Origin of the sequence: Acinetobacter sp. TY2 (genome assembly GCF_046269225.1) — a bacterium.
Classification (GTDB): Bacteria; Pseudomonadota; Gammaproteobacteria; order Pseudomonadales; family Moraxellaceae; genus Acinetobacter.
On sequence record NZ_JBJZOR010000006.1, the window covers coordinates 1 to 25,196 of the forward strand.

Genomic DNA, 25,196 nt, shown 5'->3' on the forward strand with positions numbered 1-25,196 from the left:
CGCTCATAGCTCAGCTGGATAGAGCACTTGGCTACGAACTAAGGGGTCGGGAGTTCGAATCTCTCTGAGCGCACCAATTTAAGTATTCTAAAAGTAACGATGTCGTTTACGACACATAAGTATTGCGCTCATAGCTCAGCTGGATAGAGCACTTGGCTACGAACTAAGGGGTCGGGAGTTCGAATCTCTCTGAGCGCACCAACTTAAACATCTTCGGATGGTAATTAAACCACACTTGTTGTGGTTTTTTTGTGTTTGTAGCTTTATGAAAGATAAGAAAATAGAACTAAAAATAATGAAGTAACAACTCCATCAATCAAGCTTTATTGGAATGGATCATCTTTTATATCGGTATTTTTTTTGTGAGAAGCTTATAAAGTGAAAAAAAGGTAGTGATTGTATTTTCATATAAATTAAGTAGTTATTTTTAGATTTTTGAGGATCATAGTTTTATAACGATGATTTTAATTGTTCGATTTAGAAAATTAATTTTTTGATTCATTCTTTGTGCGTCAGTTATTGTCGTAAAGTCTGAAATCTATCAATTATTTATAAGTTAAAACTATTAAAATAAATACAATAACAGACGTATTGAAAAGAATATGAAAATCTATACAGACGGTTACTATACCTATTTCCATGCAAATTTTGTTTGTCATTTTAATTTGCAACATTGCGATGGCTGTAACCGCACAATGACGGGTTTTGTTTATGAATTAAAAATTCAAAGTTTAGAAAATGAAATCGTAATTTTTTGTGCAAACTGTATGGAACAATTAGAGATTTTGTTGATTGATGAGTTGTAACTTAAATTATTATGATTTGAAATAAGGTGATAAAAATAATAGGAGTATATTTTTTAGCATGGTACTACGTGAATTGTCCAATAACTATGCAGTTGAACTTTGATAAATACAAAAAGGCTTTTCAAGAAAATTAAAAGGCGTATAATGCACCCTATCAAGACGTCGCGCTCATAGCTCAGCTGGATAGAGCACTTGGCTACGAACTAAGGGGTCGGGAGTTCGAATCTCTCTGAGCGCACCAACTTGATGATGTAATGAAAAAAACCGCTTAGTTGCGGTTTTTTTGTGCCTAAAATTTGATGAAAAATAAACATAATGTTTTTAGTTGCTTTAAAGATAAAAATGAAAATATTCAATTAAAAAATCAGTTGTCATGTCTACAGTATTAAGATTCTGAATTTCTAATTTTTTGTACAAACACCGCATTTCCGCCAATAGCAGGAAGCATTTCGTGGTAGGGCAGACTACGTGCGGCTCGAAGTAAAAAAGGCGCTTTTTCATCAACTTTCATCGCTGTGGTCATTTTTAGTAAAGTACCATTTCCATTGGGATTAAATTGCGTCATGCCTTTTAAATAGCGTAAATCTCCACCATTGGCTGAGAAATTGTTTTCAGTGGATTTGGGATACGTGAAGTGCATTTTGAAATTAAAAGGAATACTGATTACACCCAAACCCACACTGACTTTAAATTCCGCATCTTGTCCTTGAGGGCTTACAGTAGCTGCTTTGATGTCTTTAATTTGTCGAGGAAATAAAGCTTTATAAGCACTCGGCACAGTCCATTTTTGTAGTTGCTGAGGTGTTTGGTTGTAATACTGATAGGTTGTAGTAAATCGCATATCTTCACGGCCATGTTGATAGGGCACAGTCGTTTGTGAATGAACAATACTCACAGGCTGTCTAGATACTTGACTGAGTTGGCTAATTTTTTGCAGTTGTGCTGCTGAAAAAGGTAGAGTGGGAAATTGACCAGGGATTAATGCGGTAACTTTTTTCGCATTAAAACGATTTTTTAGTGACTCCATAATAAAGGCATTGGTTCCACTTGGAATACCAAGTTTAGCTTCAGGTAAAGCATTTAAAATGCTTTTAAATAGAAAACCTTGAGGTTGATTCAGGTCACCCCATTGTGTCAGGGTAATTAAGGTTTTGTTATTGCCCAAATTAAACCATTCAAATTTGCCGACCGCATAGGGAATAGGAGCATCAATCACAAGGGTAGAAATACTGTTTTGTCCAATTTGGTGTTGCATGGTGACATCTTCATTGAAATTCAGTACAGGAATAGGCGTGGGAATAGAAACCTTATATTTAACCTGCTGAATTGTTCCCGAACTCTCAATGATTTTGGCAGATTTGAGCGTAGGAAATAATCCAACATATTGATTAAAATTGGATAATGTTTTCGCCACATCTTGTGGATTGGCAGAAACGATAATCGCTGAAGTCGTGAAGTTTGCATTCGGTTGAGGGTTATTTTTAAGTGTTGGAACAGTCGTTTTTGTTGTTGGGTGAGCAAATATGAAAATATTGTCTTGAGTATAGGCTGCAAGGTTCTGCGGATTATTTTGAAACGGCTGAACCGCACTTGGAATCTGATCGTTCCATTTAACGAGCTGAGCAAAACAATTCGTATTGATCAGTATTAAGCTTAATGTGGTAAAAATGGGTATACGCATTGTGGTGTCATCCGTGTCATTATCTTTGTGTCTGTATTTTTGATCGTTATGTGCGCCTTAATTGTGTGCTGATTTTTTAATTTTTCAAATTAAAAATCTATAATGAATATGTAAAGTACGATTAAATACAGCCATGTGATTGATTCGTGCCTGTATGACTGAAAGTGAAGCGAAAAGACACAAATGTGGTGTACTATTCGGACATTCAAAATATTTATTGTGTTGAAAAAAGCTATGTCAGACGTTCAGCCGACAATCTCTCTACGTTATTACTTGAATCTCGAAGAATCTCAGGATGGTTTTAAACTTGCGACTTTTGGGAAAAAACAACTCAGTCGTTTTTTGACACCCTTGGTGAGTGTAGGAATTATCGCTTGGGGGCTTTATCTTGGTTTTTCAGGGATTGGTAAATACTATGTGATGCTCGGCGGGTTTTTCCTATTGTTACAAGTTTTTATGCGTTATTGGTTTTTACCAATGATGTTTAAGCGTCAATTTATTAAGTACCAATTTGGAAAGAGTGAACAGGGTATTGAATTATTTCAAGATTACTTTGAATTGTTTACGAGTGGTCGTCCGAAGCAAAAGTTTAATTATGCCGAAGTTCAGTCTTTCTTAGTGGGTAAAATGACCTATATGATTGAGCTAAAAAATCGTACTGTGGTGATTGTACCGAAACGAGCATTTGCACAAGCGGCAGATCAAACTGCTTTTGAAAATACCTTTAAAAAATAGATTTATATCATCGCTTTGTTTGAATTATCGCAGTCTATAGAAGGGAATAAGATGAATACACGTCCATCAAAAATTGTCTGTGTTGGTCGAAGTTACGCCGAGCATGCTCAGGAATTAGGCAATGCGATTCCAGACAGCCCTGTGTTATTTATTAAACCACCAAGTAGCCTCATTTCACTTGAAGACGGGATTACTTGGAATAAAAACTTAGGTAATTTACATCATGAATGTGAATTGACTCTACGCCTTGATCAGCCTTTAAAAAATGAAACGGATCCACAAAAAGCTTTAGAAGCGATTGGTGCTGTGACACTTGGACTAGACCTTACTTTACGAGATTTACAAGATAGCTTGAAGAAAAAAGGTCATCCATGGGAACGTTCCAAAGCATTTGATGGTGCGTGTGTATTGGCAGATTGGGTCGAAGTCAGTGAAGTCAAGGCGTGGAATGCAGTGACATTTGATTTTCAGGTCAATGATCAGGTGCGTCAAAAGGGCGATACTGCATTGCTCCTTTTTAGTATTGCATATTTGCTCTGTGACATTAGCCAAGCGTTCAGCCTTGAAGTGGGTGATGTGGTGATGACGGGTACGCCTGCGGGTGTTGCAGCACTTGCATCAGGTGATCAATTGACCATGACTTTACATGGTCAAACGCAAGATTTTGTATGGAAAACCTTTGTAAAATAAAGCCTTTAAATTTTTTAAATAAATGGTAAGTTATTAGAATTAATGGATTGGAATGTAAATTTCAATCCATTTTTTATAAGTGTTTTCTTGAACTTATATGTGAATCATCATCAGCTTTGACACTGTTTACGAAACTGATCAGGCGTGATATTCATCCAACGCTTAAACATATTAATGAATGCAGAAGCATTGGCATAACCCAAATCATAGGCAATATGCTCGACACTTTGTCCTCGATTGAGCATCGACATAGCTTGAGTCACTTTTAAACGCTGTCGCCATTCATGTAAAGACATGTTTAATTCTTTTTGGCACAAGCGTGCCAACGTGCGTTCAGTCATATTCATTTTCTGAGATAAGACAGCCAAATTACTTTGATCGGCAGGATGCTGATGCAAATAATCTAAAATTTTTTTAAGCCCTACATGTTCTGTATGTGGTAAATAATTTCCAATCAGTTCCGCATGTTGAAGTTGATCATGTAGAACGTGTAAAAGTCGGATGTGTTCAGGATGAGTATCGGGCAGGCGATGTTGCTTTAAATGCAGAAAAATCGCTGACACCAATGCTGAGGACAACATAATACCGGCTTGGCTTGGAAGTGCATGACACAGGCTTTCATGGATATATAACGTTCCATGTGACACAGAAGTCCGATTGAGCCCGCTATGTTGTATGTGTGGCGGTAACCATAGTCCATGAGGTGGTGGAGTAATATAGTTAATTTGATCAATAGTGACCTGCATAACACCATTAAATGCATAGATAAATTCCCCCCAAGCATGACCATGAACTGGGTAAACAGACTGTGCAGGATCATCCCTAAAATCAATCCATAAGGGTGCAACTATTTCATCATTGGTTTCGAGTTTTAACAGTTGCTCAGTCGAATGTTTTGAAAATGACTTTTTGACCATAAGTGTGAAATTGCCTGAAAGAGATGATCTTTTGTCTGAAATGAAATATATATTTCAAAATTGACAGTTTTATAGTAATGCATTGTTTATCTTTTGAGAATGCCTTGTGGATCAACGTCAGGATCTCGATTCGAAAGCCTCTATACTCATGCTCATACTGTGCATTATTTTGGGTTTACAGCAAGTGGTCTTAAAATTGGCTGCGACAGATATTTCACCGATGATGCAATTGGCATTACGTTCGGGTCTGGCAGCAATTTTGGTCTTTCCATTGATTCGTTTACCCGAAGGGGCTGGTTTATTATCAAAAGAATATTTACGTCCTGGAATTTTGGTTGCACTTTTATTTACTGCTGAGTTTGTTTTAGTCGCTGAAGCGCTACGTTATACCTCTGCTTCACATACGGTTATGTTCTTGTATACCTCACCAATTTTTACTGCATTAGGGCTGCATTTTAAATTTCCATCTGAACGATTATCCAAATTTCAGTGGGGCGGAATTTTACTTGCTTTTATCGGCATCATTGTGACTTTTGTGGGGAGAGATGCGACACAGTCACAAAACTTGATGCAAGTGCTTTATGGTGACTTTTTAGCATTGATGGCAGGGCTATTTTGGGCATTGACGACCATTTCACTGCGTATGAGTAAATTGGGCGAAGCACATCCGACTCATACTATGTTCTATCAATTGATTGGAGCATTTGTGGTCATGTTTCCATTGGCATATTTTACAGGGCAATCGGAGATCCATTGGACATGGCTCACCTTGTCGACTTTGGCTTTCCAAACTTTGATTGTATCGTTTTTCTGTTTATTACTATGGTTTTGGTTACTTAGACATTATCTTGCTTCAAGAATCGGTGTATTTTCATTTTTAACTCCAATTTTTGGCATGTTATTTGGAGTATGGTTCTTGGATGAAAAAATTGAATTGAATTTTATTGTCGGAACAATATTGGTGATGTGTGGAATTATGGTCGTTAGTATTCGAGGTTGGTTCAGTAATTCAAGAGTATAAGTTAATCAAATCATTCGGCAGATTTTATGTATAAAAGCAAAAAGACCTCATTTGAGGTCTTTTTGCTTAAAATTTTTGATCATTATTTTTCATCTAAAATGGTCGAAAGCGGAATAGAAAGTTTAGCCGCTAGATATTCATCAGATTCGATGAGTGCAGGGGCAATACGTTGCATCCAATGATGATCTGCTGGAATGCCACCAATCTCACTACGCCGTGGTAATGGGTAGGGTAATGCTTTATAAAATGTCCAAAAATCAATCGTATCTAAATTACGTGCCAAGACATATTCATTATTATCTGTACGTCTAATTAAGTTTTGTTTTTCAAGCATAGATACATAAGTAGGCCAATGCCCAATTTCGCTACGTCCAATAATGTCTAAGGCTTCGGCATCTGTAACCACTTGACCATGCTTTTGTTTGTTATAAAACAGTTGTAATAACTCGAGCAGCATGAGAATAGGATGGCGATTTTGAGTTTGATGGGCGTGAAATGCAGTCAGAGCATAACTGATTTCTACACCAAGCAGTACGATATTCCATGATAAAAAAATCCATAATAAGAAAATAGGAATAGCCGCAAATGCGCCATACACAATGGTATAGCTTGTAAAATTGGTCATGACGAAACCAAATAGGTGTTTCAGTAACTCAAACACAACAGCACCAAATAATCCCGCAATCATCGCTGCCCGAATGGGTACAGTACGATTGGGAATAGTCCAATACAGAATGAAAAAGCCAAGAATGGTCAGACCGAAAGACAGCATTTTCAATAAAAATGCGCCATCGAGTTGATAACCGCCAAAGCTGTTGCTTAAAATGCTCATAGAGGCAAGCGTTGATGAAATTGCAAAAGCACTACCGAGTAGAATTGGACCGAGAGAAATAATCGTCCAATAGCGCATGAAACCTACTATTCCACTACGGGTATCAGTGACGCGCCAAATACGATTAAACACGGTTTCAATACTTGTGAGCATCATCACTGTAGTAATAAATAAAAATAGCACACCAATTACAGTCAAATTGCTCGAATTTTCTGTGAAGACATTAAATGCCTTATCGAATGCAATACTCGTTTTAGGTAGAAAGTTGCTATAAATCATTTGTTGTAATTGTTGACGGGCGGGTTCGAGTGCTTTAATGGATGAAATAATCACTAAAAAAACCGTCAACATCGGTACAACGGCAAATAGGGTTGTATAGGTAAGTGAGCCTGCTTGCTCTCGGCAACGGTCAGCTTCAAAACGTTTTAAAACAAAAAAAATAAATTGAAACCAAGTCTTGTCGTAAAAGGGTAGTTTCTTTAACAAATTCATCATAAAGCTTGGGTCTCTGTTTTTATTCATCATTCTTACAAGTTACATTACTAGCTTAACCAAAAAATGGTGAAAATATCGTATAGTTTTCTTTTTCTATAAATTTGAGTCAAAGATGCAAGCGTACGTATTGGTTTTATATTACAGCAAATATGGCTCAACCAGAGAAATGGCACACCTGATTGCCAATGGTATTGAGTCTGCAGGCGTGGCAGTAAAAATACGTACAGTACCCAATTTATCGACTGTGGTTCAGCAAGCTGAAGCAAGTATTCCTGAAGAAGGTGATATTTATTGCACTTTAGATGATTTACAAAACTGTTCGGGCTTGGCACTTGGTTCGCCAACACGCTTTGGTAATATGGCATCGGAAATGAAATATTTTTGGGATCAAACAACGAGCCTATGGCTGAATGGTGCGTTGCACAATAAGCCTGCTTGCGTATTTACATCATCAGGTTCAATGCATGGTGGGCAGGAAAGTACATTACTCACCATGCTTCCGCCCTTGTTTCATCATGGCATGATGATTATGGGGTTAAGCAATGCAACCCCCGCACTATCTAATACCAAAACGGGTGGAACACCTTATGGTGCAACGCATGTCAGTGGTCCACGCCATGATCAAAGCCTCAGCCAAGATGAGAAAATTTTGTGTGAAGTGCAAGGCAAACGCTTAGGTGAAGTGGTTAAAAAATTACAATCATCTTGATTGATTTTTGAATAAAAAGTCAGCTTAAATATGCTGACTTTTTAATGCTCACAATAAAACTTTACAACAAAGCAAAATTATTGATCTTTGTGATTGATTTGAGTTATTTGTTCAGAATCGGGCGCTTTAAAACGATGCTTGCATTTTAAACATTGATAATCAAGGTAAATATTTTGATCAACAATTTCACCTGCTTTTTTACCAAAACGATGTCCTAAAAAACCACCAGTAATGCCAATGCCGACTGCGCCAACAAGTGTACCAATGGTTCCACCCATGATGACACCGAGTGGTCCTGCAGCAACAGCACCAATAGCAGCACCTATGGTTGCGCCAGATGCTGCGCCACCGACTGTTCCTGCGGTTGTGCCTGCAGCAGATAATAAAACACCGCCAGTTTTTTGCAGTAATTGTTCATGATTACGTTTGGCAATTTCAGTTGAGCCACATTTTGGGCAACTTAAAGCTTGTTCATCAGTCATTGATTTTTACTCGCTCGGCAAAGTCCATTTGTCTTTATCGAGTTATGGTGAATCGATACGTTTCTGTCTGTTACGAATATCTATTTTACATGTATTGTCGGTAAGCGATGTAAAGCAGATATACCTGTTTAGTATAGCTTTGAATTGTAAATCAACAATGACTGAAATTTTGATATTTTATGTCAATAGATTGGTGTGATAAGTATCCATTATTGTGGTACTCGCATCAGGCTTTCTTGCGTGACGCTACAGACAAGCTGCCCATTTTGCCATAGACGTCCGAAATTAATTCCACGTGATTGACTCGTGCGTGTAGCGTCCATGTCATAAAGTAACCATTCATCGGCTTTGAATTTGTGATGAAAATGCAGACTATGATCAAGACTTGCGCTGCGGACACTGCCATTGGCATAGCTTACGCTATGTGGTCGTAAAGATGTCGTCAGTAAGTTGTAATCTGAATAATACGCAATAATCGCTTGATGGATCATGACTTGATCATGTTCGGGTGGAATAGGATCAAAGGTTTGCATATATTCGGCATACTTTGCTTCGGCTTTTTTTGGGCGAAATGGATTGAGCGGATTGATTGGATGCATGCGTAGGTTAAACTGTCGCATAATTGTTTTACGCATATATTCAGGAATATCATCAAAAATCATTTGTTTATATTCTTGCTCTGACATGAGTGTTTCTGGTGCAGGGTACTCAGGCTCAGGTAGTTGATAATTCAATCCTTCTTCAGGTTTAGCAAATGAAATCATTGCAGAAAAAATAACTTCACCATCTTGTATCGCATGTACTTGTCGTGTGGCAAGGCTTCGTCCATCTCTGAGATTTTTAACTTTAAATAAAATTGGCGCATCAGTTCGACCACTACGAATAAAATAAGCATGTAGTGAATGTGCAGGGCGATCTGTGGTTTTAGAGGCTGCAATCAGCGATTGCCCGAGAATTTGTCCACCAAATAAATGCGAGCCAAACAGTTGAGTACATTGTCCTTGAAAGAGATATTGATCGATTTGTTTTACATTGAGTAGATCAATTAAATTTTGCGTCAGTGATTGCATTGTACATCCGTGTCTAATTTTTATATGTAAACCAATATAGTAGAACAATGCACTGAAATGAATGATGAAAATGATCTTTTTATTTGAGATAAAGGTCAGGCATAAAAAAGCGCCACGAGGGATTCCTTGTAGCGCTTTTCGACAATAATTTGTTTAGCTTTTATTCTTGAACAAAAGTTACTGTACCATTTGCCAAAGACTCTACACGAGCCAAAGACTCTACACGGTAACCTTTATCGAGTAGAAGTTCACGACCTGGTTGGAATGATTTTTCAATCACGATACCAATACCTACGACTTCAGCATTGGCTTGATGAATAAGATCAGCAAGACCTAATGCAGCTTGACCATTGGCAAGAAAGTCATCAATTACAAGAGCTTTGTCATTTTCATTGATGTGTTTCTTTGAAATCGCAATGGTGCTTTCAATTTGTTTGGTAAAAGAAAATACTTTTGAACGATACAAATCATCTTTAAGGGTTAAAGATTGATATTTACGTGCAAAAATAACAGGAACACCAAGTTCAAGACCTGCCATGACTGCAGGAGCAATACCTGAAGCCTCAATGGTAATAATTTTAGTAATACCTGAATCTTTAAATAGACGAGCAAATTCCTGTCCAATTTGCTGCATCATCACAGGATCAATTTGGTGATTTAAGAATGAGTCGACTTTTAGTACTTCGTCAGATAAGACAATACCTTCAGCCAGGATTTTCTGTTCCAGAGCGTGCACGGGAGATTCCTCTAAGAGCAAGGTGCTATTTATAGCAAACGCATATTTTAGAAAGCACTAAAAAAAAAGCAAGCTGAAAATGATTAAATATTGAAAAGTTACTTATTTTTTGTAACCAGTCAACAGCAAGCTAAATGATGTTTTCTCATCTTGATGCGCCATTTTAACGGGTAAATAGTCCAAATTGGGTGCAAGCCAGAAGGTTGAACTTTTTGAGCCATTATCATGTGTTAAGACAACTTTAAGAGTGTTATATGTCCCATAAGGCGTTTTAACTGTTTCATTGCCTTGTTTCACAAAGCGACGTGCTTCAAGACTTTTTGCACCTGCAATCAGATAAGTTGCTTTTAATCCATTGTTTTTTAAATCTTCACGTAATTGGAGTTCAGCATTTAGTTCATCCAATGCACCTACTTTCCAAGCAAATGAGCGTGCTTTATTGCTTTTATTGGTGTTAATGACTTTAGCAGCAGGGTTAAATTTGATGCTCATCGTATCATTGTGGACTAAAACTTTACTTGTTCGAGTGAAGTTATTTGAAATGATTTGACCATTGTTGAACGTAAAATTGCTCGTTTCTGTTGCTGATGCAAGTCCTGCTGCTTTGGCTGCAAAGACATAATTCCAGTTGTTACCACTTTGGCTTAATGTACGGGTTGCTGTTCCGACATTTTTACCGTTGTAGGCAAATTGATAAGTTGCCTGAAATGGACTCATTGCATAGGCTTGTCCTGAAAAAGCTGACAGTAGCAGGACAGCAGTTGTTCCTGTAGCAAGACCTAATTTTTTAAAGACGGGTGTTTTAAATAGATATTGTGTCATTTGAAATAATCCTGTGCAAATTCAATTGCGATGGTTCATTCTCGCTATTATGCGACTCAATTAAGGAGAAGAAATCTGTTTTTAGCGCAAAAATGTAGAGTTGTGTATCTTTTGAATTTAACTTGTGTTCCGTATGCATAGGTTAAGTATTTTCTTTCTGTCGGATCGGCGTGACTGTTTCTTCAGGTAGATCCTCATCATCTTCAAAAGTAGAAGACATACGACTGACCGCAAGTTTGCTAAAGACCGCTGCTAAATTGACATTGCCCACAACAACAAGTTCGGTTTCTCTAAGTTCAGCATGGTTCACATGAACCTTGTTTAGTGTTTGCATGATTGAACGATTTTTTCCGAGCCAACGATTTAAGTCCAAATGCAGTAAATCATCTTTGACTTCAATGACATTAAATTTTTGTAAAATTGGACCTAAAGGGTCGCTATGTAAAAAATTATGATAGAAAAATACTGCGCATTTTACCGCCATTTTCATCCAAATACTTGGATAGCGTGCTTCAATAATTTCAGTATTGCTGATTTGTTCAAAGACGATTAGCTGCATATCTTTGTTAAATTCCATCTGAACCAATTTGAGGTTTACACCTAAAACCAAATGCATACCTTTGACGTTGATTGTCGCATATAGGCGTAACCAATCATCATGTAAATCGGCGTGTAAATCTTCAAGAATTTTGACATTATCGGTGACAAAACGCTTAAATGTCGCGTTCAGAAAAACTTGAGAAACAGGAAACTCTCGTTCTTCTTCTATGAATCCTTCCGCCTTTTGATATACTTGACGAATGCGATTCGCAATGTTGGTAAGCAACGTCGGCATAGATGTTTTCCTAAGTGAACGACATTTTATAGGGCTGTTATCTTGTCGATTTTTTAAAAATTTTCAAGTCTAGTGATTGCAGTTTAGCAAAATTCCATGCACCATTTTTCTTGATTTAAAATAACAGGTCGGAAATTTTTATCATCATCACGCTTTAGCATAATTGTGATAACTGTTTAAAACCACTGTAGGTTCGTACTGTTTTATACTCTTTTTGTTTTCAAGATCAGGTGTTTGATCGGTTTAAAATCATGATAAAAACGATAGTTCATTTCCCAAAGCCTGTTTCAACGTGGTGGCACGATCGCTTATTTTTAGGCGCTGTTTTAACAGCTATTCTTGTGCACGGTGGAGTTTTAGCAATACAGTTTGGTATGCCTACAGAATCAGACACACAGAGTAAAGATATTGCTGTGACATTGCGACCAAGTAGTGAAAAAATAAAAAATGCAGATTTTTTGGCACAAGAAGATCAGCAAGGTTCAGGAACATTTCGCGAAGCGCATAGAATGACCAGCGAAATGCCAGCACAGTCTGAAGATATCAGTGCAGGCGATCAGCAATTACAAGCGCTTGAACAAATTCAACAAAAACGTGAACTCAAATTTGAAGAAAAAGTGCTGATGACAGTGTTGAGTTGGCAGAAGCAAACCGAAGAGAGTGAACGTAAAAAAGCCTTAGATGAAATGCAAAGTCAGTTTCAGGCAAAAGCTGCTATGGTGGCGAGTCTAGAAGCCCAATATATGCAGAAACAGCAAAATTTTAGTCGCTTGCAACAAATTAAAACGCTTGATGGTATTCAAGCAAAACAGGATGCTTCGGCAGGCTATCTCGATAAATTTCGTGAAAAAGTAGAAGCGTACGGCAATCAATATTATCCTGATTTGGCTAAACAACAACGCTTATCGGGCGAAGTGCGTTTAATGGTAATTTTGAATCGGGAAGGTGGGATTCGTGCCATCCGTTTGATTGATAGTTCAGGACATAGTGTTTTGGATGAAGCTGCAAAAAACTCTGTTCGAAAGGGTGCGCCTTTTGGTCGTTTTGATGCCAAAATGAAAGATATTTCAGAACTACGTATTGTTCGAACTTGGCGATTTGACCCTGCAGATGCAGAATTTGAAGTCCATTAATTATTATTTTTAGATTAAAAAAACAACATTAACTCCATAATTTTACTTATAATTTATGGAGTTTTTTGATGTTTTTATTGAGTGATTTTTACCATAAAATCTATTTATTTATCTATTTTATTTGACCTTTTTCATAAAGGTTTGTGTAATATCTCTTTTCTGTTCTACACAATTATACTCTCCCATGTTAAAAAAAGTTGTTTTGCTTGACCTTGAAAATAATATGCCGACAGCAAAAATGTTAAGCGATATTGTTGAGCACTATCCTGTCATTTACTTTTTTAATTGTACAGGTCAGTTTGAGTTTGCACTTGAAGATATGACTGAGCTTTCAACATGGATCAGCAGTGGGCAGATTGTCATTTTAGAGACACCACCTGCACGTGAAAAAGAATTTGAATATGCCATGATTGTTGGACAGTTAATGGCGTTGCTTGAGCCTGAAACCCATACAGAAGTTATATCAGCCATGCCTGAAAGCACTTTGTTGGTCAAGATGATGGCTTCTTCCAATTTAGATTGTAGTTTGATTCAAATTGAACGTGAACCAGTCAAATTATCTAGTAAGAAAAAAGTATCTTTACCCGATATTGAAACGATTAGACAAAAGCCACAATTGAGCTTGGTTAAAAAATATTGTGATGCTTTGGGGCAAATGACAGGTCAGCCTAATACAGTAGAAAGTTTACGTAATTCAGTGAGTAATATTTTAAAAATTGTCCCAGAAAAAGCCCAAAATTTAGTGGGAATACTTATTAACCTAAATATTATTCGCCGTGAAGAACAGAAAGTATCTGTGCGGAAAAAGGTTTTGAAACAATGGGTCGATCTTGATCTCAATAAAGAAATTGAGCAGTCAAAATTGGAAAAAATTGATACGATTCTGGAGAATTTACAATCTGATACGCATCAATTGGTTCGCATGGATGATGCTTTAAGTGAAGATGTTCATGGTGTGCAACGCCCTTTATTTAAAAATTTTACACAAATTGATCCCATGCAAATGGAAGTGATTCGTAAGTTGCATGATCTAAAAACAGATAAACCTAAAGATATTTATGCTTTACGTGACATGCTTGAAGAGATGTTCCCACAATCTGACATTCGACTTTTACTGAAAGAGCTGATTGAAAAAGGGTATATTTATTGGAATGGTTATGAGGTGGTTTATAGCCATGAGATGTACTTGAATTAAGACCATGACTTAGTGTTTAAAGTCATTATTTTTTGATGAATATGGGTAATCCTTTTTATTGACCGAAAGTAACGGGTAATATTCAGAATTTATTACCTAATTTCAAAAATCATAATTATATGAATGTCCTATAAATAATTATTGTTGTATTTTTATCTACCAATGAGATTGTGAAACATTTAAAACTTGCCTTTGACCTATTGCTTATGCAAATCTAATAGGAGAATGAAAAGGTGAGTTATGGAACACACAGGTCTTTGGGTTGCGATTTTTATTGGTGTTTTTTTATTGGGATCAATTTTTGGACTACGTGTCAGCCCAAGAGAAAAAGCATTGGGAATGATGCGGGAAAAAGCCCGTAAAATGGGTTTAAATCCTCGGTTAATTGTTGCACCTGATTGGACGGGTGTACCAATGGCAACAGAAAACCGTGCGAGCATGGTCGCATATTATAGTGTAATAATGCCTGATACTCGCTTACCTTTAATGCGTGCCAAAGTCGAAGATCAAAAACTGAAACTGATTCAGGGTGATGAGAAATTTAATGATTTTCCCATTGCATTAAAAGGGATTTATGCTATTGATATGCAGGCTAACTATGTGGGCATTTATTGGGATGAAGAATCAGACCTAAAAGCATCCCAGCTAGAAGATATGAAAGCATATCTACTGCATTTGGCTGAAATTTAACTTTAAAAATAGGATTAACAGTTCACATGGCGAAAGCTCCTCGCTCTACAACAAGCAAAAGCACTACAGCAGACTCTCCTGATGCTGGAAAAAAACGTGCCCTAGTGATTGTGGAGTCGCCTGCAAAAGCGAAAACCATTAATAAATATCTTGGCTCAAATTACATTGTGAAATCATCGGTTGGTCATGTTCGTGATTTACCTACTGGTGGTTCAAGTAAGTCGACTGAAAAAAAACCAGTAACACGCACCAAATTGACGGATGAACAGAAAGCTGAAAAAGCTCAAAATGCCCTCGTTAATCGTATGGGCGTTGATCCAGAACATGATTGGAAAGCCAAATACGAAGTATTGCCAGGTAAAGAACATGTCGTTGCGGAACTGAAAAAGCTTGCTTCACAAGTTGACGAAGTTTATCTCGCAACGGATATGGATAGGGAAGGGGAAGCGATTGCTTGGCATTTAAAAGAAGTGATTGGTGGTGATGAGTCACGTTATCAACGTGTAGTCTTCAACGAAATCACTAAAAATGCGATTCAAGAAGCCTTCAAACAACCTTCTCGCCTTGATATTGATAAAGTTAATGCACAACAAGCACGTCGTTTCTTAGACCGTGTTGTGGGCTTTATGATTTCACCATTACTTTGGGAAAAAATTGCCCGTGGTTTATCGGCAGGTCGTGTTCAATCTGTTGCAACTAAACTTGTTGTTGAGCGTGAACGTGAAATTCGTGCTTTTATTCCTGAAGAATATTGGCAAGTTTTTGCAGATACGAAATCTAAAAAAGATCACATTCGTTTAGAAGCCGTCAAACAAGGTGGTAAAACTTTAAAATTGCAAAATAAAGCGCAAACAGATGCTTTATTAAAAATTTTAAATGATGCGGAATATAAAGTCGCTGTACGTGAAGATAAACCAACCAAGGTTAATCCAAGTTCGCCGTATATCACATCGACTTTGCAACAGGCAGCCAGTACCCGTCTGGGCTTCTCAGTGAAGAAAACTATGATGTTGGCACAACGCTTGTACGAAGCTGGTTTTATTACCTATATGCGTACTGACTCAACGTTCTTAAGTGATGATGCAGTCAATATGGTACGTACACATATTGAAACTGAATTTGGTCAAAAGTATGTTCCTGCAAAGCCAAATCGTTATGGTAATAAAGCAGGTGCGCAAGAAGCCCATGAAGCGATTCGTCCATCTGATGTGACTTTAAAAGGTGACAGCTTAGTAGGTGTGGAACGTGATGCACAGCGTTTATATGATCTGATTTGGCGTCAGTTTGTGGCATGTCAGATGACACCTGCGGAGTATTTGTCATCGACTATTCTGGTAGATGCTAATGGCGTTGAACTCAAAGCCAAAGGTCGTACTTTAGTTTTTGATGGTTTTACCCGTGTTCGTGGTCAAAACAAATCTGATGATGATGTATTATTGCCTGCTGTAAAAGTTGGTGAAGTTTTAAGTCTTGAAAAACTTGACCCTTCACAGCACTTTACTAAACCGCCTGCACGTTTTACTGAAGCATCATTGGTCAAAGAGTTAGAGAAAAAAGGCATTGGTCGTCCATCGACTTATGCTGCGATTATTTCGACTATTCAAGACCGTGGTTATGTGAAGCTTGATAACCGTCGCCTTTATGCAGAGAAGATGGGCGAGATTGTTACAGATCGTCTAGATGAAAACTTTAATAATCTGATGAATTATGCATTTACCGCAGATTTGGAAGCTCAACTCGATAAAGTTGCCGATGGTGAACGTAATTGGAAAGAACTACTCAATAGCTTCTATGGCGACTTTAAACAGCGTTTAACCAAAGCTCAGGGTGAAAATGGCATGCGCCGTAATTTACCTGTCGAAGTTGAAGCTGTGCATTGTAAAGAATGCGAACGGCCAATGCAGATTCGTACAGGTACAACAGGCGTATTCTTAGGATGTTCAGGTTATAACTTACCACCGAAAGAGCGTTGTAAAGGAACGTTGAACCTGACACCTGTAGAGTCACTTGCAATTTTATCTGATGATGACTCTGCTGAAACTGCAGATTTGATGTCGAAAAAACGTTGTCCAATCTGTGAAACAGCAATGGACAGTTATGTGATTGATGGTGGACGTAAATTACATATTTGTGGGAATAATCCAGATTGTGATGGTTATGAGCTTGAAGAAGGTGAGTTCAAGATCAAAGGCTATGATGGTCCAACTATTCCATGTGATAAGTGTGATGGCGAAATGCAGTTGAAAACGGGGCGTTTCGGTCCTTATTTTGCCTGTATGAGTTGTGATAATACGCGTAAAGTTTTAAAAAGCGGTCAGCCTGCACCACCTCGTGTAGATCCGATCAAAATGGAACATTTACGTTCAACTAAGCACGATGACTTCTTTGTTTTACGTGATGGTGCAGCAGGTTTATTCTTAGCTGCAAGTAAGTTCCCGAAAGTTCGTGAAACTCGTGCACCGAAGGTTGCAGAGTTACGTACCGTTGCTGATCAGCTTGATCCAAAATACCAATTTATTTTGCAAGCACCCGATCAAGATCCTGAAGGAAACCCAACTTTGGTAAAATTCAGTCGTAAAAATCAAGTGCAATATATTGGTTCTGAAACGCCTGAAGGAAAACAAACAAAATGGTCTTTGGTTTACCAAGATGGAAAATGGGTTGAAGCTTAAGTTTTAGCGCGCTTAAAAATACAAATAAAATGCTCACTTTAGTGGGCATTTTTTATATGATGTGAAATATATAATTGAATAAAGTGAAGTCACTTACTTATGATTCCAATTCGTTCAGTCGTCGTTTCAGCCGTTCTATTATCAGAAATAGAAGGTGAACTCAAAATTTTGCTAATGAACCGTGTTAAGGGTAATTTTTGGTGTCATGTTGCAGGTAAAGTTGAGCCTAACGAAACTGCGAGTCAAGCTATATTACGTGAAATTCTAGAGGAAACGGGTACTCATGTTCAGCAATTATTTAGTGCAGATTTTATTGAACAGTTTTATGAACCGAGCTTAAATGTGATTGAAATGATTCCTGTCTTTGTTGGCTATTGTGAGCCGAATCAGAGCATTGAATTGAATCATGAACATACAGAATATCAGTGGTGTAGTATACAAAAAGCAAAAAAATTAGCAGTATTTTCAAATCAGAGAAAGTTGTATGATTTTATTTGGGAAAATTTCGTACTACAAAAGCCATCATTACTCCTAAAAATTAAGTAAAACTGAAAGATTATTCAGCATAATGAAAAGATAGAATCAAGGAGTATATTGAAGTGTGGAAAAAAATTCGAGTTTCGATATTACTGCTGATTTTAGCATGGGCAGCATTTAGTACTTGGCAAGATATGAATCAAGATTGGAACAAATCAGTGATTGTATTGCTACATCCTATCAATGCTGATGGGGATCCAGTAACGGCAAAATATATTGAGCAAATTTCCATTGAAAACCTAGATCAAACACAGCATTTTCTAGCTGAAAATTCTAGACAGTTCCGTGGGCAAGCTATCTTTTTTGACTTTCAATTGGGGCGAACATTGACGGAACTTCCTCCGAAAGTACCGGTATCGAACAGTATGTTGGATAATATTTTATGGAGTTTAAAATTCCGTTATTATGCTTGGAAACAGCATCAAAGTGCAGATGGTTCTCCCGATGTAACACTTTATTTAAATTTTTATAATCCGCAAAAAACCAATGTACTTAAGCATTCTGTGGCATTACAACGTGGCCGCATTGGTACAGTCAATTTATTTGCATCCGAAAAATATCGTGGCTCGAATCAAGTGGTTGCGACACATGAGTTATTGCATGCCTTTGGTGCAACAGATAAATATGACATGCTAAGTGGACAGCCAATTTATCCTTTGGGATATGCAGAGCCTGATCGTAAACCTTTGTATCCACAAAGTATGGCGGAAATCATGGGCGGTTATATTCCGTTATCTGAAAATAAAAGTGTGACGCCTAAAAGCTTACAAGATACGATGATGAGTCCAACAACGGCACAGGAAATAGGTTGGATGAAATAGTGATAAGTATTTGTTGAAAACTTAAGAAGTTATAATGTGGATAAATATTGTTTTATCCACAATGATCATAAATCATAGAAAATATTTCAGCTCAATAGTTAAAAGTAATCGACAAAATGAAACAGACAGTTGGAAATATTTGAGCTAACAATAAAACTTCAATTAAAAAATGAATATAGAACAGAGGAGTACGTCAGATGAAAACTGTGGGAAATGATCTTGTTCGTCATCAATTACATGAAAATCGTAAATGGTATTTGTTATTGGGGGCATTGCTCGTCATCTTTGGTTTAGTTTTATTGGCATCTTTAGGTATGGCAACACTCACAGTTGTTACACTATTTGGTGTATTGATGATGATCGGCGGTGTACTTCATCTTATTGCTGCATTTAAAATCTTTGATGGCGGTTTTCGATGGTTATGGGCGCTATTTGGTATTTTGTATCTTGTGGCTGGATATTACGCATTTAAATCACCAATCACTACAGCCATAGTACTCACAAATTTATTGGCGGTTGCATTGTTAATTGCTGGTTTTATTCGAATATTTAATGCATTTATACTTAAACCAATGTCAGGTTGGGGGTGGACATTATTTTCGGGCTTACTCACACTCATTACAGGTATTATGATTTTAGCTTCACCAGATGCGCCATTTTGGGTGCTAGGTTTATTTTTAGCTGTTGATATCTTATTTCAAGGCGTGAATTATCTCACTTTTGCTGCAGCAATTAAACGGATTCCTCCCGCAAGTTATTAAATGTTAAATATTATTGATTTAAAGAAATGCCTGATGATTTAATCAGGCATTTTTATTTTGTAGTTATCGTTTATGAATGAAAATTTATCTAAGCTTAGATTTGTGTTAATAATATTTGAAACATCAAATATTCACAAATTATGAAAACTTTTCTCCTAGCACCTGATTCATTTAAAGAAAGTATGACGGCTGAGCAAGCTTGTGCTGCTATGCAACGAGGCATTGTAAAAGCTCTACCCGATGCACAATTTATTTATGTACCTATGGCAGACGGCGGTGAGGGAACGGTAGATGCCTTAGTTGCTGCCAGAAATGGTCGAAAAGTTGAGCTAGATGTTTCAGGTCCATTTATTCAGCAAAAAGTGCAAAGTTATTTTGGCTTAATTGAAAATGATCAAACCGCTGTGATTGAAATGGCGTTAGCAAATGGTATTCACCTGATTGAATCATCACAGCGAAATCCGTTACTGACATCGACTTTAGGTACAGGGGAAATAATTAAAGCGGCTTTAGAATTAGGTGTATCCAAAATCATTATTGGTTTAGGTGGCAGTGTGACTAATGATGCAGGAGCAGGCATGGCACAGGCGTTAGGTGCAAAATTTTTGGATGAAAATGGTCAGGCTGTTCAAGTGGGTGGTGGTCAACTGGATCAAATTCAAAGCATTGATCTTTCACAGCTTGATCCACGTTTGAAATCGACTGAAATTGTTATTGCCAGTGATGTAAATAATCCTTTATGTGGTGAAAATGGCGCATCTCATGTATTTGCTCCACAAAAAGGTGCAACATCTGAAATGGTAGAAGTTTTAGATCAAAATCTCAGCCATTTTGCCGATCTTGTTGCTCAGCATATTGGGCAAGATTTTCAAGATATTGCAGGAGCTGGGGCAGCAGGTGGTCTAGGTTTCGGCTTAATGGCTTTTGCAGGTGCAAAAATTCGCTCAGGTGTGGAAATTGTGATTGAGGAAACAGGATTGAGTGAAAAAATTGACCAGGCAGATTATGTCTTTACGGGTGAGGGAGGAATTGACTTTCAGACAAAATTTGGCAAAACACCATTTGGTGTAGCGCAAGTTGCCAAGCGATTCAATAAACCTGTGATTGCCTTTGCAGGATATGTGGGGAAAGGTATTGAGGAATTATATGATAAGGGATTTACTGCAATTTTCGGCATAGTAGATGGTGCATGTGATTTGCAAACGGCATTAAAAAATGGTGAAAAAAATTTGGAACGCTGTTGTGTTAATGTGGTTAAGGTATTGAAGTAATATAGAGATCAAAAATGAAAAAAATAATGGTTGGTATTTTAATGTTGAGTATTCAAAATTTTGGTTTTGCTCAATCTGATATGACAAATGAAGTCAAAAATTATTTACAACAAGGTAAGAAAATCTCTTTCCGATTCGAAGATAATTCAATCGGTACTGTGGCATATCTCATCCAACATGAAAAAGGGATAAAAGTCATTTTTGATAAAAATATAGATACGAAAAAAAGCTTTCCTATTAATTTACGAGGCCAAAATTTTCTCGTATATCTTGATGTAACAACGAAGAAATTGGGCTTGAATTATCAAGTAATTGATCGCCATACAATTCGAGTTTATAAGTGAAATTATAGCTTATGTTAAGAAGACATCATCTTAAAGTAGAAACCACCTCATTTACCTATAGCTCTGTTAAACTAGCATCATCCACAATGTGATGAGTACCCATGAGTTTAGCCAACCTGATTAACGAATTAAACCCTCAACAAAAACAAGCTGCTACGACTGAAACTAAGCACAGTCTAGTCCTTGCAGGGGCAGGTTGTGGTAAAACCAAAACCATCGTGGCACGAGCAGCCTATCTGATTGATCAAGGCGTGCCTGCCAATCAAATCCAAATTCTCACTTTTACTCGTCGTTCAGCAAGTGAAATAGTCGCTCGTGTTGAACTTGCTTTAGGTGATGATGCCAAAGGCTTACGTGCATCAACATTCCATACATTCTGCATGTATTTGTTGCGCCGTGTACCAAAAGCATTTGGCTTAGATCAATTTTCAATTATTGATCGTGATGATCAGCTCATGTTGTTTCGCCTGATTCGTGGCAAAGACGATAAAAAGAATCCAAATGCCTTACCAAAGCCGAAAGAACTCTGTGATCTGTATTCATTTGCACGAAATACTCGTCAAAAACTCAGCCTTGCTTTAGAAAAGCAGATGCCTGAATTTTTAGAATATAAAGATCAAATTGCCGAAGTAATGAAGGAGTACGAAGCTCGGAAACAGGCACGTTATTTTTTAGATTATGACGATATTTTGGCTGTGGTGGCTTCAGGTTTAGCGCAATCGGAAGGTCTAACTGACTATGTTGCATCACTTTGTAAGCATATGCTTGTCGATGAAATGCAGGATACAAACCCTTTGCAATGGGCAATTTTAGAACCTTTAAAAGACAAAACTTCATTGTTCTGTGTCGGTGATGATGCACAGTCGATTTACGGTTTTCGTGGTGCAGATTTTGAAAACATTCACCATTTTAAAGATCGTGTACCTGATGCTGAAATTTTCAAACTCGAAAAAAATTATCGTTCGACCCAAGAAATTTTAGATTTTTCCAATTGGTTGTTGGGTCAAAGCTCAATTGATTATGATAAAAAACTTGAGGCTTATCGCGGTGATGGCATTAAACCTCGTATGCACGTATTTCCGAATGAGTTTGATGAAGCCAAATGGATTGCCATTGACATTAAAGAGCGTCATTTGCTTGAAGGTTCTGCTTGGAACAATCATATGGTTTTGGTGCGTTCGGCCTTTGCTGCACGACATATTGAAGCTGCATTTATTCAAGCGAATGTGCCGTATCGTTTTATTGGTGGCATGAAACTACTTGAAACAGCGCATGTGAAGGATTTACTCAGCTTATTACGTGTGATTGCCAATCAGCTCGATGACATTGCGTGGATGCGTTTTCTGACGCTGTGGAATGGTGTGGGCGATGTGAGTGCAAGTAAACTCGCTCAACAATTACTAGCTGAGCCCGATTTCGATAAAATTACTGAAAAACTCGAAAAATTTGGGCGCATTCCTGAAAGTACATTGCTGATTATGAAACAAATGAATGTACTCAAAACGGAAGTGGAAGCTTGCGTAAAATTGGGTGTGGAAGCGATTCTTAACCAGCTTGAAGAAAATTATGCTAAGAAAGATTGGAACAAGCGTATAGGTGATTTTGATCTCGTCAAACAACTTGCATCTAAACATTCTCAGCTCAGTGAGTTTTTAGAAGAATATGTTTTAGATCCTGTGTCTATTTCAGAAATTGAACGTCAATCGCAAGATGATGTAGTCACACTTATTACCATCCACTCGGCAAAAGGTACAGAGCAAAAAGTCTGTTATGTGGCAAATGTGTCTGCAGGGCAGTACCCTCATGCTCGAGCGCAAGGAAATTTTGATGAAGTTGAAGAAGAACGCCGTGTGCTTTATGTGGCGATGACACGTGCGAAGAATGAACTAATATTAACCAAACAAAATTTAAATATGTGGGCAAGTAGTCAAGTTGATGAGCAAGGTCGTAAGGTTGAAAGCTATTTTCTCAATGATCTAACACGTCATTTATGTACCACGGAAACACATTATAAACAGCGTCAACAAACCGTTAAAAGTGCTTTACTTGAACGACAGGCGATTAATTTAGATTTTGGTATTGATCTCGATTAAACTATAGCAATCCCGTTTTCATTCAAAAAGTAGTGTAGGCGAGTGCTTTTTGATGTTTTTTGCCTATTTTAGATTGAAGGTTGTGAGATGAAAATTTTAGTTCGTAGTTTACAGCGTACTGTAACTGAAGCAGAACTGCTTGAATTGTTTAAACAATACGGCACTGTAGCCGCATGTGATTTGATTATGGATGCAGCAACAGGTAAGTCGAAAGGTTTTGCTTTTGTTGATATGCCAAATGCACGTGAAGGTGTTAAAGCAGTGAAAGGTTTAAATACTTTACGCTTACATGGTCATGGTATTCGTGTGAAAATTGCTGAAGAAAAGCCAGAAGCTTAATTTATCGTAAATATAGGCATAGAAATTTTGTAAATAAAAAAGAGCTTCAATTGAAGCTCTTTTTTATTTTTAATAGAAAATAACAAGCTTAAACAATAAAACTATTCAACTAACGGGAGTTGTTTTATTGGACTTCCACCCAAAGCTTGCATTAGTGTCACATAAGCATTGTATTGGCTTTGTTTGGTCTGTACTAAGGTCAGGCGTGCATTACGTGTAGTTTCTTGTGCATCCAAAAGATTTTTTAACGCAATTGCACCATTCTTATAACGTACTTGGGTCAGACGTTCAGTTTTATCTGCAAGTTCTAAATTACGTTGCTGTAAAGCCACTTGTTTGTCTAGCTCGCTACGATTAGACAATGCATTTTCAGTATCAGCAAAAGCTTGATATAAGGTTTGGCGATATTGAATAATGGTTTTTTCATAGTCCAATTCACTTATTTTTAAGTCCTTTTTCATATCGTTATATTGAAGAAAAGGCAGACTTAAATTTGCACCCAAAGACAGCGCGGGATTTTGTAAAAGCTGTGTCAGTGAGGTACTGCTTGAACCTAAATTTCCCGTTAAACTTATTGAAGGATAGTAGCTTGCTTTGGTCGCATCTTTAGATGCCAAAGCTTCACGTAAACGTAACTCAGCCGCTTTTAAATCGGGGCGACGTGAGAGTAATTCAGCAGGCAAACCAGCAGATACTTTAGGTAGACTAATACGTGGCAGTTGTTTTGGTTCTTGAATATTGAGCTGTTGTACAGGTATTTGCAGTAGCACAGCCAACGCTGTACGCGTTTCAACACGTTGCTGATCAATTTGGCTCAAGCTTGCTTTTTGGCTTTGTACAGCCTGTTCTGCTTGGGTTAAATCTAAGCCTGAAACTGCGCCTGCTTTATATTGTGAGCGTACTAATTCATAGGTTTTTTGCGTTGATGCTAAATTTTGCTGAACAGTATTATAGCGTTCATTTAAATAACCTAATTGCCAGTATAAATTGGCAGTTGTAGCAATCAGACTTTGACCTGTCGCTTGTAAATCTTGCTCAGTCGCTAAAGCTTCCCAACGACTTACTTCAGTTTGACGTGCAAGTTTACCAAATAAATCAACTTCATAACTCACGCCTGCACTGAGTGAAAGTCCAGATGATGTGTCATCGCCTGAATTTAAATCAAAGCGATGTCCTGTAGAAACACCAGAGTTGACCCGAATACCTTGCTGATTTGCTGCCAAGCCTGCACGTAAACGTGCTTGTTGTAACTGGATGCCTGCAACGGCTAAATCGGTATTTTGCGTTAAGACTTGATTGACTAGGGTATTGAGTTGCTGATCACCAAATAGCGTCCACCATTGGTCTGCATATACATCGGTATGCAGTTGTGCTTGATTGGCTTTGTTATAAGCAAAACCTTCAGGAATTTGTACGGCAGGGGCTTGATACGGTGTTTTCACCACAGCCGCACACCCAATGAGTGAGCTTCCTAGAACTAAGGCAGCTGCAAGTTTTGTCATATTCATT

At 37.6% G+C, this 25,196-nt stretch carries 25 protein-coding genes and 2 tRNA genes; 18 read left to right on the forward strand and 9 right to left on the reverse strand.

The window, feature by feature from the left end; genetic code table 11:
• Nucleotides 1-124: 124 nt before the first annotated feature.
• From ACK1JC_RS04975 to ACK1JC_RS04985, 3 genes are all read left to right on the forward strand, one after another.
• A tRNA-Arg gene (locus tag ACK1JC_RS04975) sits at nucleotides 125-201 on the forward strand.
• Nucleotides 202-602: 401 nt separating this feature from the next.
• Complete coding sequence (locus tag ACK1JC_RS04980; RefSeq protein ID WP_409510762.1) at nucleotides 603-806, forward strand: hypothetical protein; 204 nt, start codon at nucleotides 603-605, stop codon at nucleotides 804-806.
• Nucleotides 807-970: 164 nt separating this feature from the next.
• Nucleotides 971-1,047 (forward strand) — tRNA-Arg (locus ACK1JC_RS04985).
• Between the two features lie 144 nt (nucleotides 1,048-1,191).
• Here ACK1JC_RS04985 and ACK1JC_RS04990 read toward each other — a convergent pair.
• A complete protein-coding gene (locus ACK1JC_RS04990; protein WP_409510763.1) occupies nucleotides 1,192-2,487 on the reverse strand; it encodes an SRPBCC family protein in 1,296 nt (431 codons plus the stop codon).
• Between the two features lie 234 nt (nucleotides 2,488-2,721).
• Between ACK1JC_RS04990 and ACK1JC_RS04995 the strand changes: the two genes are divergently transcribed.
• Both ACK1JC_RS04995 and ACK1JC_RS05000 read left to right on the forward strand, forming a co-directional pair.
• The gene (locus ACK1JC_RS04995; RefSeq protein ID WP_409510764.1) at nucleotides 2,722-3,222 is read left to right on the forward strand and encodes a YcxB family protein; all 501 of its coding nucleotides are present in this window, start codon (nucleotides 2,722-2,724) and stop codon (nucleotides 3,220-3,222) included.
• Between the two features lie 51 nt (nucleotides 3,223-3,273).
• Nucleotides 3,274-3,912, forward strand: coding sequence for a fumarylacetoacetate hydrolase family protein (locus ACK1JC_RS05000; RefSeq protein WP_409510765.1), 639 nt, complete (start codon nucleotides 3,274-3,276; stop codon nucleotides 3,910-3,912).
• Nucleotides 3,913-4,022: 110 nt separating this feature from the next.
• On the opposite strand, the gene ACK1JC_RS05005 is transcribed toward ACK1JC_RS05000, so the two are convergent.
• Nucleotides 4,023-4,829, reverse strand: a complete 807-nt coding sequence (locus tag ACK1JC_RS05005) for an AraC family transcriptional regulator (RefSeq protein WP_409510766.1) — start codon at nucleotides 4,827-4,829, stop codon at nucleotides 4,023-4,025.
• A 106-nt stretch (nucleotides 4,830-4,935) separates the two neighbouring features.
• On the opposite strand from ACK1JC_RS05005, the gene ACK1JC_RS05010 reads away from it, so the two are divergent.
• On the forward strand, nucleotides 4,936-5,850 hold the full coding sequence (locus ACK1JC_RS05010; RefSeq protein WP_409510767.1) for a DMT family transporter: 915 nt from the start codon (nucleotides 4,936-4,938) through the stop codon (nucleotides 5,848-5,850).
• 82 nt (nucleotides 5,851-5,932) lie between these two features.
• Here the strand turns inward: ACK1JC_RS05010 and ACK1JC_RS05015 are convergent, their stop codons facing one another.
• Nucleotides 5,933-7,177, reverse strand: a complete 1,245-nt coding sequence (locus tag ACK1JC_RS05015; protein ID WP_409510925.1) for a YihY family inner membrane protein — start codon at nucleotides 7,175-7,177, stop codon at nucleotides 5,933-5,935.
• Nucleotides 7,178-7,289: 112 nt separating this feature from the next.
• Here ACK1JC_RS05015 and wrbA point away from each other — a divergent pair, with 112 nt between their 5' ends.
• Entirely contained in the window at nucleotides 7,290-7,886 is a 597-nt protein-coding gene (gene wrbA / locus ACK1JC_RS05020; RefSeq protein ID WP_409510768.1) for an NAD(P)H:quinone oxidoreductase, read from the forward strand.
• A 77-nt stretch (nucleotides 7,887-7,963) separates the two neighbouring features.
• Here the strand turns inward: wrbA and ACK1JC_RS05025 are convergent, their stop codons facing one another.
• The 5 genes from ACK1JC_RS05025 to ACK1JC_RS05045 form a co-directional block, all read right to left on the reverse strand.
• Nucleotides 7,964-8,368: a hypothetical protein gene (locus ACK1JC_RS05025; RefSeq protein ID WP_409510769.1), complete on the reverse strand. Its 405-nt coding sequence runs from the start codon at nucleotides 8,366-8,368 to the stop codon at nucleotides 7,964-7,966.
• Between the two features lie 209 nt (nucleotides 8,369-8,577).
• The gene (locus tag ACK1JC_RS05030) at nucleotides 8,578-9,438 is read right to left on the reverse strand and encodes an acyl-CoA thioesterase (RefSeq protein ID WP_409510770.1); all 861 of its coding nucleotides are present in this window, start codon (nucleotides 9,436-9,438) and stop codon (nucleotides 8,578-8,580) included.
• 160 nt (nucleotides 9,439-9,598) lie between these two features.
• Nucleotides 9,599-10,174: a xanthine phosphoribosyltransferase gene (locus ACK1JC_RS05035; RefSeq protein WP_409510771.1), complete on the reverse strand. Its 576-nt coding sequence runs from the start codon at nucleotides 10,172-10,174 to the stop codon at nucleotides 9,599-9,601.
• A 102-nt stretch (nucleotides 10,175-10,276) separates the two neighbouring features.
• Nucleotides 10,277-10,996: a DUF3108 domain-containing protein gene (locus ACK1JC_RS05040; RefSeq protein ID WP_409510772.1), complete on the reverse strand. Its 720-nt coding sequence runs from the start codon at nucleotides 10,994-10,996 to the stop codon at nucleotides 10,277-10,279.
• A 142-nt stretch (nucleotides 10,997-11,138) separates the two neighbouring features.
• Nucleotides 11,139-11,831 carry a hypothetical protein gene (locus tag ACK1JC_RS05045; protein WP_409510773.1) on the reverse strand — a complete coding sequence of 231 codons (693 nt, stop codon included), beginning with the start codon at nucleotides 11,829-11,831 and terminating at the stop codon, nucleotides 11,139-11,141.
• A 251-nt stretch (nucleotides 11,832-12,082) separates the two neighbouring features.
• On the opposite strand from ACK1JC_RS05045, the gene ACK1JC_RS05050 reads away from it, so the two are divergent.
• The 11 genes from ACK1JC_RS05050 to ACK1JC_RS05100 all read left to right on the forward strand — a co-directional run bounded on the left by ACK1JC_RS05050 (nucleotide 12,083) and on the right by ACK1JC_RS05100 (nucleotide 23,687).
• The gene (locus tag ACK1JC_RS05050) at nucleotides 12,083-12,964 is read left to right on the forward strand and encodes a TonB family protein (protein ID WP_409510774.1); all 882 of its coding nucleotides are present in this window, start codon (nucleotides 12,083-12,085) and stop codon (nucleotides 12,962-12,964) included.
• 184 nt (nucleotides 12,965-13,148) lie between these two features.
• Nucleotides 13,149-14,159 (forward strand): hypothetical protein, encoded by a 1,011-nt coding sequence (locus ACK1JC_RS05055; protein ID WP_409510775.1) that lies wholly within the window; start codon nucleotides 13,149-13,151, stop codon nucleotides 14,157-14,159.
• Between the two features lie 240 nt (nucleotides 14,160-14,399).
• The gene (locus ACK1JC_RS05060; RefSeq protein ID WP_409510776.1) at nucleotides 14,400-14,849 is read left to right on the forward strand and encodes an ammonium transporter; all 450 of its coding nucleotides are present in this window, start codon (nucleotides 14,400-14,402) and stop codon (nucleotides 14,847-14,849) included.
• A gap of 26 nt (nucleotides 14,850-14,875) precedes the next feature.
• Nucleotides 14,876-17,521, forward strand: a complete 2,646-nt coding sequence (gene topA / locus ACK1JC_RS05065) for a type I DNA topoisomerase (RefSeq protein WP_409510777.1) — start codon at nucleotides 14,876-14,878, stop codon at nucleotides 17,519-17,521.
• A gap of 99 nt (nucleotides 17,522-17,620) precedes the next feature.
• On the forward strand, nucleotides 17,621-18,067 hold the full coding sequence (locus ACK1JC_RS05070; protein WP_409510778.1) for an NUDIX hydrolase: 447 nt from the start codon (nucleotides 17,621-17,623) through the stop codon (nucleotides 18,065-18,067).
• 53 nt (nucleotides 18,068-18,120) lie between these two features.
• Entirely contained in the window at nucleotides 18,121-18,879 is a 759-nt protein-coding gene (locus ACK1JC_RS05075) for a hypothetical protein (protein WP_409510779.1), read from the forward strand.
• 197 nt (nucleotides 18,880-19,076) lie between these two features.
• Entirely contained in the window at nucleotides 19,077-19,640 is a 564-nt protein-coding gene (locus ACK1JC_RS05080) for an HdeD family acid-resistance protein (protein WP_409510780.1), read from the forward strand.
• Between the two features lie 137 nt (nucleotides 19,641-19,777).
• Nucleotides 19,778-20,911 (forward strand): glycerate kinase, encoded by a 1,134-nt coding sequence (locus tag ACK1JC_RS05085; RefSeq protein WP_409510926.1) that lies wholly within the window; start codon nucleotides 19,778-19,780, stop codon nucleotides 20,909-20,911.
• 14 nt (nucleotides 20,912-20,925) lie between these two features.
• Nucleotides 20,926-21,255 (forward strand): hypothetical protein, encoded by a 330-nt coding sequence (locus tag ACK1JC_RS05090; protein WP_409510781.1) that lies wholly within the window; start codon nucleotides 20,926-20,928, stop codon nucleotides 21,253-21,255.
• Between the two features lie 101 nt (nucleotides 21,256-21,356).
• Nucleotides 21,357-23,348, forward strand: a complete 1,992-nt coding sequence (locus tag ACK1JC_RS05095) for an ATP-dependent helicase (protein ID WP_409510782.1) — start codon at nucleotides 21,357-21,359, stop codon at nucleotides 23,346-23,348.
• Nucleotides 23,349-23,435: 87 nt separating this feature from the next.
• Entirely contained in the window at nucleotides 23,436-23,687 is a 252-nt protein-coding gene (locus ACK1JC_RS05100; protein WP_409510783.1) for an RNA recognition motif domain-containing protein, read from the forward strand.
• Nucleotides 23,688-23,788: 101 nt separating this feature from the next.
• On the opposite strand, the gene ACK1JC_RS05105 is transcribed toward ACK1JC_RS05100, so the two are convergent.
• Nucleotides 23,789-25,189, reverse strand: a complete 1,401-nt coding sequence (locus ACK1JC_RS05105) for an efflux transporter outer membrane subunit (protein ID WP_409510927.1) — start codon at nucleotides 25,187-25,189, stop codon at nucleotides 23,789-23,791.
• Nucleotides 25,190-25,196 lie beyond the last annotated feature (7 nt).

Bases quoted from the DNA above. Each gene is read 5' to 3' on its own strand.
- ACK1JC_RS05050 (WP_409510774.1), top strand. From the start codon at position 12,083: ATGATAAAAACGATAGTTCATTTCCCAAAGCCTGTTTCAACGTGGTGG.
- ACK1JC_RS05015 (WP_409510925.1), bottom strand. From the start codon at position 7,177: ATGATGAATTTGTTAAAGAAACTACCCTTTTACGACAAGACTTGGTTT.
- ACK1JC_RS05105 (WP_409510927.1), bottom strand. From the start codon at position 25,189: ATGACAAAACTTGCAGCTGCCTTAGTTCTAGGAAGCTCACTCATTGGG.
- ACK1JC_RS05080 (WP_409510780.1), top strand. From the start codon at position 19,077: ATGAAAACTGTGGGAAATGATCTTGTTCGTCATCAATTACATGAAAAT.
- ACK1JC_RS04980 (WP_409510762.1), top strand. From the start codon at position 603: ATGAAAATCTATACAGACGGTTACTATACCTATTTCCATGCAAATTTT.
- ACK1JC_RS05095 (WP_409510782.1), top strand. From the start codon at position 21,357: ATGAGTTTAGCCAACCTGATTAACGAATTAAACCCTCAACAAAAACAA.
- ACK1JC_RS05025 (WP_409510769.1), bottom strand. From the start codon at position 8,368: ATGACTGATGAACAAGCTTTAAGTTGCCCAAAATGTGGCTCAACTGAA.
- ACK1JC_RS05090 (WP_409510781.1), top strand. From the start codon at position 20,926: ATGAAAAAAATAATGGTTGGTATTTTAATGTTGAGTATTCAAAATTTT.
- ACK1JC_RS05005 (WP_409510766.1), bottom strand. From the start codon at position 4,829: ATGGTCAAAAAGTCATTTTCAAAACATTCGACTGAGCAACTGTTAAAA.
- ACK1JC_RS05000 (WP_409510765.1), top strand. From the start codon at position 3,274: ATGAATACACGTCCATCAAAAATTGTCTGTGTTGGTCGAAGTTACGCC.
- ACK1JC_RS04995 (WP_409510764.1), top strand. From the start codon at position 2,722: ATGTCAGACGTTCAGCCGACAATCTCTCTACGTTATTACTTGAATCTC.
- ACK1JC_RS05060 (WP_409510776.1), top strand. From the start codon at position 14,400: ATGGAACACACAGGTCTTTGGGTTGCGATTTTTATTGGTGTTTTTTTA.
- ACK1JC_RS05055 (WP_409510775.1), top strand. From the start codon at position 13,149: ATGTTAAAAAAAGTTGTTTTGCTTGACCTTGAAAATAATATGCCGACA.
- topA (WP_409510777.1), top strand. From the start codon at position 14,876: ATGGCGAAAGCTCCTCGCTCTACAACAAGCAAAAGCACTACAGCAGAC.
- ACK1JC_RS05070 (WP_409510778.1), top strand. From the start codon at position 17,621: ATGATTCCAATTCGTTCAGTCGTCGTTTCAGCCGTTCTATTATCAGAA.
- ACK1JC_RS05100 (WP_409510783.1), top strand. From the start codon at position 23,436: ATGAAAATTTTAGTTCGTAGTTTACAGCGTACTGTAACTGAAGCAGAA.
- ACK1JC_RS05045 (WP_409510773.1), bottom strand. From the start codon at position 11,831: ATGCCGACGTTGCTTACCAACATTGCGAATCGCATTCGTCAAGTATAT.
- ACK1JC_RS05040 (WP_409510772.1), bottom strand. From the start codon at position 10,996: ATGACACAATATCTATTTAAAACACCCGTCTTTAAAAAATTAGGTCTT.
- ACK1JC_RS05030 (WP_409510770.1), bottom strand. From the start codon at position 9,438: ATGCAATCACTGACGCAAAATTTAATTGATCTACTCAATGTAAAACAA.
- wrbA (WP_409510768.1), top strand. From the start codon at position 7,290: ATGCAAGCGTACGTATTGGTTTTATATTACAGCAAATATGGCTCAACC.
- ACK1JC_RS04990 (WP_409510763.1), bottom strand. From the start codon at position 2,487: ATGCGTATACCCATTTTTACCACATTAAGCTTAATACTGATCAATACG.